General features: G+C 63.2%; 10 protein-coding genes. All 10 read right to left on the bottom strand.

All coding sequences use genetic code 11. From position 1 onward, the window contains the following. Nucleotides 1-6: 6 nt before the first annotated feature. Nucleotides 7-807, bottom strand: a complete 801-nt coding sequence (gene hutG / locus BLQ09_RS23630) for an N-formylglutamate deformylase (RefSeq protein WP_092358731.1) — start codon at nt 805-807, stop codon at nt 7-9. Nucleotides 808-818: 11 nt separating this feature from the next. Further along, nucleotides 819-2,024: an imidazolonepropionase gene (gene hutI / locus BLQ09_RS23625; protein WP_092358729.1), complete on the bottom strand. Its 1,206-nt coding sequence runs from the start codon at nt 2,022-2,024 to the stop codon at nt 819-821. Between the two features lie 15 nt (nt 2,025-2,039). Then, entirely contained in the window at nt 2,040-3,449 is a 1,410-nt protein-coding gene (locus BLQ09_RS23620; RefSeq protein ID WP_027605050.1) for an amino acid permease, read from the bottom strand. Between the two features lie 160 nt (nt 3,450-3,609). Beyond that, entirely contained in the window at nt 3,610-5,148 is a 1,539-nt protein-coding gene (gene hutH, locus BLQ09_RS23615) for a histidine ammonia-lyase (RefSeq protein WP_092358727.1), read from the bottom strand. Nucleotides 5,149-5,181: 33 nt separating this feature from the next. Then, nucleotides 5,182-6,690 (bottom strand): histidine ammonia-lyase, encoded by a 1,509-nt coding sequence (gene hutH / locus BLQ09_RS23610; protein WP_092358725.1) that lies wholly within the window; start codon nt 6,688-6,690, stop codon nt 5,182-5,184. Between the two features lie 117 nt (nt 6,691-6,807). Continuing rightward, nucleotides 6,808-7,632 (bottom strand): quaternary amine ABC transporter ATP-binding protein, encoded by an 825-nt coding sequence (locus BLQ09_RS23605; RefSeq protein ID WP_051429333.1) that lies wholly within the window; start codon nt 7,630-7,632, stop codon nt 6,808-6,810. Further along, on the bottom strand, nt 7,629-8,480 hold the full coding sequence (locus BLQ09_RS23600; RefSeq protein WP_027605053.1) for an ABC transporter permease: 852 nt from the start codon (nt 8,478-8,480) through the stop codon (nt 7,629-7,631). The genes BLQ09_RS23605 and BLQ09_RS23600 overlap by 4 nt, the downstream gene beginning before the upstream one ends. A 71-nt stretch (nt 8,481-8,551) precedes the next feature. After that, the gene (locus BLQ09_RS23595; RefSeq protein WP_027605054.1) at nt 8,552-9,517 is read right to left on the bottom strand and encodes an ABC transporter substrate-binding protein; all 966 of its coding nucleotides are present in this window, start codon (nt 9,515-9,517) and stop codon (nt 8,552-8,554) included. A gap of 70 nt (nt 9,518-9,587) precedes the next feature. After that, the gene (locus BLQ09_RS23590; protein WP_092358723.1) at nt 9,588-11,036 is read right to left on the bottom strand and encodes a purine-cytosine permease family protein; all 1,449 of its coding nucleotides are present in this window, start codon (nt 11,034-11,036) and stop codon (nt 9,588-9,590) included. A 69-nt stretch (nt 11,037-11,105) separates the two neighbouring features. After that, nucleotides 11,106-12,776 carry a urocanate hydratase gene (hutU, locus tag BLQ09_RS23585; RefSeq protein WP_027605056.1) on the bottom strand — a complete coding sequence of 557 codons (1,671 nt, stop codon included), beginning with the start codon at nt 12,774-12,776 and terminating at the stop codon, nt 11,106-11,108. Nucleotides 12,777-13,018 lie beyond the last annotated feature (242 nt).

The raw sequence follows: 13,018 nt of genomic DNA, 5'->3' as shown, positions 1-13,018 counted from the left end.
CGTTCGTCACTCGTAGCGCTTGCGCCCCCACGCCAGCAAGCCTTCCAGCAGCTGCTTCAACACCACTTGCGTCGGCTCGGCCAGATCCGGGCGATAGCGGAACGGCTCGAACTCTTCCATATACGTGCTCTGGCACAATTCCAGCTGCACCGCATGGATATCCTGCGCCGGATTGCCGTAATGGCGAGTGATATGCCCGCCCTTGAAGCGCCCGTTCAGCACATGGGTGTACTGAGGATGGGTGGCACAAATGGCCTCGAGCTGGCTCGCCAGTTCCGGATCGCAGGCGGCGCCGTTGAAGGTGCCGAGGTTGAAGTCCGGCAGTTTGCCGTCGAACAGGTGCGGGATCACCGAGCGGATCGAGTGCGCATCGAACAGCAGCGCATAACCGAACTCAGCCTTGAGCCGCACCAGTTCCTCTTGCAGCGTGCGGTGATACGGGCCCCAGATCTTTTGCAGGTAACTGGCGCGCTCTGTCTCGCTCGGCTCCAGACCTTCGCGGAACAACGGCACGCCATCGAACAGGGTCGCCGGGTACAGGCCGGTGGTGGCACCGGCGTACAGCGGCTTGTCGTCCGAAGGCCGGTTCAGGTCAATGACAAACCGCGAGTACTCCGCCGACAGGGTGCTGGCGCCCAGTTCATCCGCGAAGTCATACAGCGTGGGGATGTGCCAATCGGTGTCCGGCAGGCTTTGCGCTTCGGGGATCAACCCGGCTTCCACCGCAGGCGTCAGGCGCAGGCCGGCGTGGGGCATGCTGATCAGCAGCGGCACACGGCCTTGTTTGAAGTTCAGAACCTTATCCACAGCAGTGCTCCTTATAGGGTGACGTCGATGCCGTGGCGCACGACGCGTTTATCCAGCTCACCGCCCAACCAATAGGCGAGGTCGGCGGGGCGATCAATCTGCCAGGCGACAAAGTCGGCCACCTTGCCCACTTCCAGGGACCCATGGGTGTCGCCCATGCCCAGGGCAGTAGCCGCATGTTGTGTGACACCGGCCAGGGCTTCTTCCGGGGTCATACGGAACAGGGTGCAGGCCATGTTCAGCATCAGGCGCACCGACAACGCCGGCGAGGTGCCGGGGTTGAGGTCACTGGCGATGGCGATCTTCACGCCGTGCCGGCGCAGGGCGTCCATCGGCGGCAGCTGGGTTTCGCGCAGGAAGTAGAACGCCCCCGGCAGCAACACCGCAACGGTGCCGGCAGCGGCCATGGCGATGGCGTCTTCTTCGGTCATGAATTCCAGGTGATCCGCCGACAGCGCGTGGTAACGCGCCGCCAGGCTGGAGCCGTGCAGCGACGACAACTGCTCGGCGTGCAGCTTCACTGGCAGGCCGAGTTGCCGGGCGACCTTGAACACCCGCTCCACCTGCTCGGTGGAAAACGCCAGGTATTCGCAGAACGCATCCACCGCGTCCACCAACCCCTGCGCCGCCAAAGCCGGCAGCATTTCATTGCAGATGTGCTCGATGTAATCGTCGGCGCGGTCCTTGTACTCCGGCGGCAATGCATGGGCCGCCAGGCACGTGGCACGCACGCTGACCGGCAGCGCTTCGCCCAGGCGCCGAGCCACCCGCAACATCTTGCGCTCGTTGGCCAGGTCCAGGCCGTAGCCGGACTTGATCTCCACGGTGGTCACGCCGTCACGCAGCAGGCTGCGCAGGCGCTTATAGGCGCTGGCGAAGAGTTCATCCTCCGTGGCGGCGCGGGTGGCACGCACGGTGCTGGCAATACCGCCGCCCTTGGCCGCGATGTCGGCATAGCTCACGCCCTCGAGGCGCTGCTCGAATTCGCCGCTGCGATTGCCGCCAAACACCGCGTGGGTGTGGCAGTCGATCAGCCCGGGGGTGACCCACGCGCCTTGCAGGTCATGCACCTGGGCGTAATCCGCCGTCGGTACTTCGCTGCGCGGACCGATCCACTCGATGAGCGAACCGGCGGTGACCAGGGCGGCATCCTCGATGATCGAGTATTTGCCCTGGGCCATGGTTGCGACGTGGCAGTGTTGCCAAAGGGTTTTCATCAACGCCTCCCTAAGTTATCGATGAGACAAGGCCGGGTCGTAATGGACCTTGGCCGCTTGCCCGGCGGCGGGCTTGACCCACAGCAGGTAGGCAACGACCAGCAACACGATCCACACCGCACCGACCAGCAAGGCCGCCTGGGTGTCCGGGAAGTAACCGAGCACGCCAAACACAAACAGCATGAACACGATGGCGGCAGCCGGCGCGCAGGGCCAGAACGGCACCGGGAATTTCAATTCGGCCACCTGCTCTTTCGTCATCGAGCGGCGCATGGCGACCTGGGTGAACAGGATCATCAGCCACACCCATACGGTGGCGAAGGTGGCAATCGACGCGATCAGCAGGAACACGTTTTCCGGGATCAGGTAGTTGAGCAGCACACCGCCGAGCAAGGCGGCGCCCATCACCACCACCGTCATCCACGGTACGCCTTGCCTGGACAACCGGGCAAAGCCCTTGGGCGCCTGCCCTTGCTGCGCCAGGCCGTACATCATGCGGCCGGCACCGAAGATGTCGCTGTTGATGGCCGACACGGCCGCCGAAATCACCACGATATTGAGGAGGGTCGCCGCCGAGCCTATCCCGAGGTTGCTGAAAATCTGCACGAACGGGCTGCCCTGGCTGCCGATCTGCGGCCATGGGTAGATGGCCATCAAGACAAACAACGTCAGCACGTAGAACAACAGGATGCGCAGCGGCACGGCGTTGATCGCCTTGGGGATCACGCGCTGCGGGTCCTTGGCTTCACCGGCGGTGATGCCGATGATCTCGATGCCGCCAAACGCGAACATCACCACGGCAAACGAGGCGATCAGCCCACCAATGCCGTTGGGCATGAAGCCGCCGTGGGCCCACAGGTTGCTCAGGCCGCTGGCCTGGGTTTCGCCGGCCGAGTGGATGCCGAACAGCATGATGCCGAAACCGCCGAGGATCATCGCCACGATGGCGCCGACCTTGAGCAGCGACAGCCAGAACTCCATCTCGCCAAAGACCTTGACGTTGCACAGGTTCAGGCCGCCGATCAAAAACACGATGCCGAGCACCCAGACCCAGCGTGCGACCTCGGGAAACCAGAAGCCCATGTAGATGCCGAAGGCGGTGACGTCGGCGAGACAGACGATGATCATTTCAAAGGCGTAGGTCCAGCCCAGGATAAAACCGGCCAACGGGCCCAGGTAGGTGCTGGCGTATTGGCCGAAGGAGCCGGAGACCGGGTTGTGCACGGCCATTTCACCGAGGGCGCGCATCACCATGAACACCGCGGCGCCGCCGATCAGGTAGGCCAGCAGCACGGCGGGGCCAGCCATCTGGATGGCCGAGGCGGAACCGTAGAACAGCCCGGTGCCGATCGCGGAACCGAGGGCCATGAAGCGAATATGTCGGGCGCTCAGCCCGCGTTTCAAACCCTTTTCTTGCTGGTGCATTTCTCGTCCCTAATTATTTTTATCCTGAGAAAGTTGTTTGTGGTGAGCGAGCTTGCTCGCGCTCGAGTGGGAAGCGCTCGCGGCCTTTTTTGGGGCTGCTGCGCAGCCCGGCGCGAGCAAGCTCGCTCACTACAGAGAGCCATGCCGTCCTCTGAACCGCTTACAGGCTCGGCAGCAACGTGGCCGGCACCAGCTCATTCAGGCAGCGGCTGGCGAGCAGTTCGCTGGCGGCGATGATGTCCGGGGCGAAGAAGCGGTCCTTGTCGTAGAACGCCACTTTGTCGCGCAACAAGCCACGGGCTTTTTCCAGTTTCGGCGAGGTTTTCAGGCCTTCGCGCAGGTCCAGGCCCTGGCACGCGGCCAGCCATTCCACCGCGAGGATGCCGCGGGTGTTCTCGGCCATTTCCCACAGGCGCTTGCCGGCCGCCGGGGCCATCGACACGTGGTCTTCCTGGTTGGCGGACGTCGGGATGCTGTCGACGCTATGGGGATGAGCCAATGCCTTGTTCTCACTGGCGAGGGCGGCGGCGGTCACCTGGGCGATCATGAAACCGGAGTTCACCCCGCCATTGCCCACCAGGAACGGCGGCAGTTGCGACATGTGCTTGTCCATCATCAGCGAGATGCGACGCTCGCTCAGGGAGCCGATTTCGGCGATGGCCAGGGCCATGTTGTCAGCGGCCATGGCCACCGGTTCGGCGTGGAAGTTGCCACCGGAGATCACGTCACCCTCGGCGGCAAATACCAACGGGTTGTCGGACACGGCGTTGGCTTCGACCACCAGCACCTCGGCCGCCTGGCGCAACTGGGTCAGGCAGGCGCCCATGACTTGTGGCTGGCAGCGCAGGGAGTACGGGTCCTGCACCTTGTCGCAGTTCTGGTGCGACTGCGACACCTGACTGCTCTCACCGAGCAGGTCACGATAGGCCGCCGCCGAATCGATCTGCCCACGTTGACCGCGAGCCGCATGAATACGCGCGTCGAACGGCGAGCGCGAGCCCAGCACCGCTTCCACGGTAAGACCGCCGCACGCCAGGGCGCCGGCGAACAGGTCTTCGCCTTCGAACAGGCCACGCAGGGCATAGGCGGTGGACACCTGGGTGCCGTTGAGCAGCGCCAGGCCTTCCTTGGCGGCGAGGGTCAGCGGCGTCAGGCCGGCGACTTTCAGCGCGTCGGTGGCTTCCAGCCATTCGCCCTTGTAGCGCGCCTTGCCTTCGCCCAGCAGCACCAGGGACATGTGCGCCAATGGCGCCAAGTCACCGGAAGCGCCCACCGAGCCTTTCAACGGAATATGCGGGTACACCTCGGCATTGATCAGCGCGATCAGTGCGTCGATCACCTGCCGGCGAATCCCGGAGAACCCACGGCTGAGGCTGTTGACCTTGAGCACCATGACCAGCCGCACCAGCGCATCGCTGATCGGCTCACCGACGCCGGCGGCGTGGGACAACACCAGTGAACGCTGGAGGTTTTCCAGGTCTTCGCTGGCGATGCGGGTCGAGGCCAGCAGGCCGAAACCGGTGTTGATGCCATAGGCGGTGCGGTTCTCGGCGAGAATCTGTTCCACGCAGGCCACACTCGCTTCGATCTGGGCCGAGGCACTGTCATCCAGACTGAGGGTTACCGGCTGCTGGTAGATGGCCCGCAGTTGGGCGAGGCTCAGTTGGCCTGGAATCAGGTTTAGCGCAGTCACATTCATACTCCTTGTGAATTATTCTTTTGAAATAAGTGTTCAGTGCAGATTCGGTAATACGGTGTCCTTGAGCACCTTGGCGGCGGCCGCAATATCCGGCGCCAGCCAACGGTCCTGCTCATAGGCCGGCACCACTTCACGCAACAGGCGCCAGGCGCGAGCGGTACCCGCGCCGAAGCGCTGGTCTTTCAGGAATTCGAAGGCCTGGGCCGCCAGCAGGTACTCGATGGCGAGGATCTGGGTGACGTTGGACACTACCTGGTGCAGCTTGAGCGCGGCGTTGGTGCCCATGCTCAGGTGGTCTTCCTGCAGCCCCGAGGTGACGAAGTTGTCGAGCACCGCCGGTTGCGCCAACTGGCGGTTCTGTCCGCACAGCGAGGCGGCGACGTACTGCACGATCATCATCCCGGAGTTGACCCCGGGGTTGCTCACCAGGAACGCCGGCAGGCCACTGACGTGGGGGTTGATCAGGCGGTCGAGGCGGCGTTCGGCGACCGAGCCGATTTCGGCCAGGGCAATCGCCAGCAGGTCGGCGGCCAGGGCGACGGACTGGCCGTGGGGGTTGGCCTGGGACACCACGCGGTAGTGGTCCGGTGTGCCGAGCACCAGCGGGTTGTCGGTGGCGCTGTTGAGTTCGGTCTCGATCTGGCGAGTGGCGTGTTCCACCTGGTCGCGCGCCGCGCCGTGGATCTGCGGGATCGAGCGCAGGCTCAGGGCGTCCTGGGTGCGGATGCCTTTGCTGCTCGCAATCACTTCACTGCCATCGAGCAACGCACGCAGGTTGCGGCCGACATGCTGCATGCCCGGGTGCGGCTTGAGGGCGATGATTTCTTCGTCGAAGGCGTCGATCTGGCCGCGCTGGGCCTCGAAGCTCATGGCGCCGATCACGTCGGCCCATTGCAGCAAATGATGGGCGTCGGCCAGGGCCAGGCAGCTCAGGCCGGTCATGCACGGCGTGCCGTTGACCAGGCACAGGCCGTCCTTGGCGCCGAGGACCACCGGCTGCAAACCTTCTTCGTCCAGGGCTTGTTGCGCCGGCACGATCCGGCCGCCATAGCTCACATTTCCGACACCCAGCAGCGCCACGCCGACATGGGCCATATGGGTCAGGTAACCCACCGAGCCCTGGGACGGTACTTGTGGCGTGATGCCGTGGTTGAGCAGCGCCAGCAGCGAATGCACCACCTGCGGATGCAGGCCGGATTTGCCGTGGCTGTAGTTGATGACCGCCGCGCAGATGATCGCGCGGGTCTGCTCGTCGCTGAGGACCGGGCCGACGCCACAGGCGTGACTCAACAGGGTACTGCGCGACAGCTGGCTCAGTTGCTCGCCTTTAAGCGACACGTTGCACAATGCGCCCAACCCGGTGTTCACGCCATAGGCACGCTCGCCGCTGGTAACGATGCGCTGCACGATAGCCTGGGCATTGTCGATCCGCGCCCAGGCCTGGCCCGAGAGTTCGAGCACCGCACCGTGACGGGCCACGGCGACCACGTCCTGCCAGCGCAGGGGGATGTCGGCGATGATGATTTTTGCTGCCTGGGACATTGTTGACCTCTTCATATTCTCTACAGCTTTGCCGGCCTCATCGGGGGCAAGCCCCCTCCCACAGGGGAATGCATTGCAAATGTGGGAGGGCGCTTGAGCCTCACCACAGAACCTGGGTCAGACCACCGCCGCACGCCGCTGGACAAACCGATCCACGTACTCATCCGCCGGCGAATGCAGGATCTCCCTCGGCGTGCCGACCTGGATCAGCCTGCCGTCCTTGAGAATCGCAATGCGGTTGCCGATACGCACGGCCTCGTCGAGGTCGTGGGTGATGAACACGATGGTCTTGTGCAGGGTCTTTTGCAGCTCGAGCAACTGGTCCTGCATCTCGGCGCGGATCAGCGGGTCGAGGGCGCTGAAGGCTTCGTCCATCAGGATGATGTCGGTGTCAGCGGCCAGGGCGCGGGCCAGGCCGACACGCTGGCGCATGCCACCGGAAAGCTGGTGCGGGTACTTGTTTTCGTAGCCCTTGAGGCCCACGGTTTCGATCCAGTGCAGCGCGCGTTCGGCGCAGACCTGCTTGGTTTCGCCACGCACCTTGAGGCCGTAGGCGACGTTGTCGAGCACGCTCTTGTGGGGCAGCAGGCCGAAGCTCTGGAACACCATGCTGATCTTGTGCCGACGGAATTGGCGCAGGGCGTCCATGTCCAGTTGCAGGATGTCTTCGCCGTCCACCAGGATCGCGCCGCTGGTGGGGTCGATCAGGCGGTTGAAGTGGCGCACCAGCGTGGACTTGCCCGAGCCCGACAGGCCCATGATCACGAAGATCTCACCGGTGCCGATGCTCAGGGACAAATCGTTCACGCCGACCACGCAGCCGGTCTCGGCCAGCACCTGGTCCTTGGTCTTGCCCTGGCCGACCATGGCCAGCGCCTCCTTGGAGCGGGCGCCAAAGATCTTGAAGACGTTTTTAACTTCGATTTTGCTGACAGTAGTCATTTGCTCGCCTCATGCCGTGGACGACCATAGGCCTGGGTAATACGGTCGATGACCACGGCGAGAATCACGATCGCCAGCCCGGCTTCGAGGCCACGGCCGACGTTGAGGGTCTGGATGCCGACCAGGACATCTTCACCCAAGCCACGGGCGCCGATCATCGAGGCGATCACCACCATCGACAACGCCATCATGGTGGTCTGGTTGATACCGGCCATGATGCTCGGCAGCGCCAGCGGCAATTGCACGCCGAACAGCTGTTGCCAGCGGTTGGCACCAAAGGCGTTGATGGCTTCCATGACTTCGCCGTCGACCTGGCGAATCCCCAGGTCGGTGAGGCGAATCAGTGGCGGCGCGGCGTAGATCACCGTGGCGAAAATCGCCGGCACCTTGCCCAGGCCGAACAGCATCAGCACCGGGATCAGGTACACGAAGCTGGGCATGGTCTGCATGATGTCGAGCAGCGGCATCAGCACCGAACGCAGGCGATTGCTGCGCGCCGACAGGATGCCCAGCGGGATGCCGATCAACACCGAGATCACCGTGGCAACCATCATCAGCGCCAGGGTCTGCATCAGCTTGTCCCACAGGCCGACCGCGCCCACCAGGAACAGCAGACCGACGATCACCGCCGTGGTCAGCACCTTGCGGGTGGCATGCCAGGCAACGGCGCCGACGATGGCCAGCATCAGCCACCATGGGGCGGCGCGCAGCAGCCCTTCCAGGTTGACGATGGCCCACAGCAGGGTGTCGGAGATGTGCCGGAACACATCGCCGTAATTGGTAACCAGTGAATCCACCCAACCATTGACCCAGTCGGCGATGGAAAACGTAAAACTCTCAGGAAACATAGCGTGCTCTCGATCCAGTGGGTTGTGGCCAGGCGCCCGGCCACCCCTGAGGGTAGCCGGGCACACTTGACCTACAAGGCCGCGTCGATTTTCTTGGCTGCCTCGTCACTCACCCAGGCGTGCCAGACTTCAGGATGTTCCTTGAGGAAAATTTTCGCCAGTTTCGGCGACTCAATGCGCTCCTTGGCCATGCGCCCCAGGTTCTGGTTCAGCAGGTCGATGGGCAGGTTGACTTTTTCCAGCACGGCCACCAGTTCCGGGGCTTGCTCGTGGAAGGTCTTGGACAGGCCGACCTTGATGCTCACGGTCTTATCCACACCGGGTTTTTCTTCCAGCTTGACCAGGTCGACCTGGCCCATCAGCGGGGTTGGCGACCAGTAGTAGAACAGGATCGGCTCGCCACGCTTGTAGCTCGACAGCACCGCCGCATCCAGCGCCGGGCCGGTGCCTGGGCGAAAGTTGGTGTAGGTGCTTTCCAGGCCGTAGCTCTTGAGCATTTCGCTGTTGTCCAGCTCGCAGGTCCAGCCGGCCGGGCAGTTGTAGAAACGGCCCTTGGACGGTTCTTCCTGGTCCTTGAACACCGCGGCGTACTTGGCCAGGTCGGCGATGTTTTTCAGGTCCGGCGCCTTGGCTTCCAGCTTGCGCTTGGCGTCGCCTTCGATCACGTAGCGCGGTACGTACCAGCCTTCGACGGCGCCCACCACCGGGGCACCGACACCGACGACTTTGCCGGCCTTCTCGGCCTTGTTCCAGACTTCGCTGCGGCCGACCCACTCTTCGGCAAACACTTGGATGTCGTTGCTGCTCAGGGCGTTTTCCATGGTGATGGAGTTGCCCGGCAAACTGTCGGTTTTGCAGTCGTAGCCTTTTTCCAGCACGGTTTGCAGGATGTCGGTGAGCAACATGCCGCTTTCCCAGTTCAGGCCGGCGAATTTCACCGGTTTGCCGGATTCACACCAACCGGCCGCCTGGGCGCCAGCAGTGGCCAGCAAGCCCGCGGAAAACACGGTGGCCAACAGGGTCTTATGCATTTTCATTGTTGTGACGCTCCCAAATCTTGAAATGGATTACGGCAGTCAGTAGGCATCCTGCCCTGTCCACGTCCCATCAGGCCTGTGCAACCAGCCCGTTTGTCGTCGTCGGTGCAGCGCCCTGCTCTGTCGGCAGGGTCAGGTGTTCAGGCGTTGCGCGAGGCCACTTTTTCGCCGCCCAGTAATAGAGCGCGGCGGGAAGGACCAGGCCGATGATCCAGGAAATATCCACATCCCCCAGGGCCGCCACCAGGGGACCGGTGTAGAACTTGGTGGAGATGAACGGCAATTGCACCAGCACACCGAAGACATACACGCTGATACCGAGCAGGTTCCAACGGCCATAGCGCCCGTTCGGATCGGCCAGCGCCGGCACGTCGTAGCGATCGCGGGTGATGCAGTAGTAGTCGACCAGGTTGATCGCGCTCCATGGGGTAAAAAACGCCAGCAGGAACAGGATGAAGGACTTGAACGCCCCCAGGAACGAGTGCTGCCCGAGCAAGGCGATCAGGGTCGCCGTACCGACGATGGCCAGTACGAAAAACAGGCGCTGCAAGCGCGTGACCTCGAGACGACCGCGGAAGCCGCTGATGATCGTGGCAATGCACATGAAGCTGCCGTAGGAGTTCAGCGTGGAGATGGTGACCTTGCCGAACGCGATGCTGAAATACAGCAGCGCCGCAGTGGCTCCGGTACCGCCCAGGCCGACGATGTAGGCCACTTCGTGACCGGCAAATTGCCCGTTGGACATGGCCGCGGCAAACACGCCGAGGATCATCGCCACCTGCGCGCCAACCACCGAACCTGCGCCTGCGGCAAGAAAGGTTTTCAGCGAGGCCGTGTTGCTCGGCAGGTAGCGTGAATAGTCCGCCACGTAAGGGCCGAAGGCGATTTGCCAGGATGCCGCGAGCGACACCGCCAACAGGAAGCTGCTCCAGCTGAAGTGGCGGATTTGCAGGAGCGCGCCTACGTCGGCCTGGCTCATCAGACGGCTGAACAGGTAGACAAAGGCAATCACGCCAATGACGCTGGCAACGCGGCCGATGAAGTGGATCACCCGGTAACCGAGCACCGTGACCAGCACGATGACACTGGCGAAGATCAGGATCCCGACGCTGTCGCTGACACCAAACAACTGGCCCAGGGCCTGGCCGGAAAGCACGGTGCCGGTTGCGGTGAAACCGAGGTACATCAGGCACACCAGCACGATCGGAATCGCCGCGCCGTACACACCGAACTGCACCCGGCTGGAGATCATCTGCGGCAGGCCCAGCCTGGGCCCTTGCGCCGCATGCAACGCCATCACGCCACCGCCCAGCAGTTGACCGAGCAACAGACCGAGCAACGACCAGAACACATCACCGCCCAGCACCACGGCCAGGGCCCCGGTGACGATCGCGGTGATCTGCAGGTTGGCACCCAGCCACAGGGTGAACTGGCTCAATAGACGACCGTGTCTTTCCGCTTCCGGGATGTAGTCGATCGAACGCCTTTCGATCAACGGGGTGGTGTCGTTTGCAGCCATGTGTATTCAACCTCTGATGGATTGTCCTGGGTTCGCCGCCATCGGGGGCAAGCCCCCTCCCACATCGGGTTACTTGATCATTGGAAGATTGAGGCCCTGCTCTTTGGCGCAGTCGATGGCGATCTGGTAACCGGCGTCTGCGTGACGCATCACACCGGTGGCCGGGTCGTTGTGCAGCACGCGGGCAATGCGCTCGGCCGCTTCGTCGGTGCCGTCACAGACGATGACCATGCCGGAGTGCTGGGAGAAGCCCATGCCCACACCGCCGCCGTGGTGCAACGAAACCCAGGTCGCGCCGCTGGCGGTGTTGAGCAAGGCGTTGAGCAACGGCCAGTCGGACACGGCGTCGGAACCGTCCTGCATGGATTCGGTTTCGCGGTTCGGGCTGGCGACCGAGCCGGAGTCCAGGTGGTCACGACCGATCACCACCGGCGCCGACAGCTCGCCGCTGCGCACCATCTCGTTGAACGCCAGGCCGAGCTTGGCGCGCTGCCCCAGGCCAACCCAGCAGATACGCGCCGGCAGGCCCTGGAAGCTGATGCGCTCGCGCGCCATGTCCAGCCAGTTGTGCAGGTGGGCGTCGTCGGGGATCAGCTCTTTGACCTTGGCGTCGGTCTTGTAGATGTCCTGCGGGTCGCCCGACAGCGCAGCCCAGCGGAACGGGCCGATGCCACGGCAGAACAGCGGGCGGATGTACGCCGGTACGAAGCCTGGGAAGTCGAAAGCGTTTTCCACGCCCTCTTCCTGGGCCATCTGGCGGATGTTGTTGCCGTAGTCGAAGGTCGGGATGCCTTGCTTCTGGAAGTCCAGCATGGCTTTGACGTGCACCGCCATCGACTGCTTGGCGGCCTTGATCACGGCAGCCGGTTCGGTCTTGGCGCGGGCGCGGTATTCGTCCCAGGTCCAGCCGGCCGGCAGGTAACCGTTGAGCGGGTCATGGGCGCTGGTCTGGTCGGTGACCATGTCCGGGCGCACGCCGCGCTTGACCAGTTCCGGCAGGATTTCCGCGGCGTTACCCAGCAGCGCGATGGAGATGGCCTTGCCTTCCTTTGTGTACTTGGCGATGCGGGCCAGGGCGTCGTCGAGGTCGGTGGCCTGCTCGTCGACGTAGCGGCTGTTGAGGCGGAAATCGATGCTGACCTGCTGGCATTCAATGTTCAGCGAGCACGCGCCGGCCAATGTCGCGGCCAGAGGCTGGGCACCGCCCATGCCACCGAGGCCGGCGGTGAGGACCCAGCGGCCCTTGAGGTTTGAATCGTAGTGCTGGCGACCGGCTTCGACGAAGGTTTCGTAGGTGCCCTGGACGATGCCCTGGCTGCCGATGTAGATCCAGCTGCCGGCGGTCATCTGGCCGTACATGGCCAGGCCCTTGGCGTCCAGCTCGTTGAAGTGTTCCCAACTGGCCCAGTGCGGTACCAGGTTGGAGTTGGCGATCAGCACACGCGGGGCATTGCTGTGGGTCTTGAACACGCCGACCGGCTTGCCGGACTGCACCAGCAGGGTTTCATCGTCATTCAGGTGGGTGAGGCTCTCGACGATCTGGTCGTAGCACTCCCAGTTGCGCGCTGCACGGCCAATACCGCCGTACACCACCAGCTCCTTGGGGTTCTCGGCCACTTGCGGGTCGAGGTTGTTCATCAGCATGCGCAGCGGCGCTTCAGTCAGCCAGCTTTTGGCGGTGAGCTTGTTACCGCGGGCGGCGCGGATTTCGACGTCACGGTATTTTGTAGGCTTGGTCACAACAAGAACTCCTCGGCGATCGATGCGCGAACATGGATGGTGCGAAGGAGAGTCTTACGCACACATCTTTACTTGTACATACAAGCATATGCAATCAAGCGGCCAACTTTCCGAGGGAGGTGTTAGGATTTTTCCGAAAAGCGTGTGCGAGCCTTGGAAATTAAGGCTTCGAGTCGTGATGAAATTTCTTGCGAAGGGGGTTTATAGCGAAGGAGGTGTGTCACGACAGCGCGGTTTTGCGC

This window comes from Pseudomonas sp. NFACC25, assembly GCF_900100935.1.
Lineage (GTDB): Bacteria > Pseudomonadota > Gammaproteobacteria > Pseudomonadales > Pseudomonadaceae > Aquipseudomonas > Aquipseudomonas marginalis.
The sequence above is the reverse complement of the archived record's forward strand: the minus strand, read 5'-3'. Positions and strand labels throughout refer to the sequence as shown.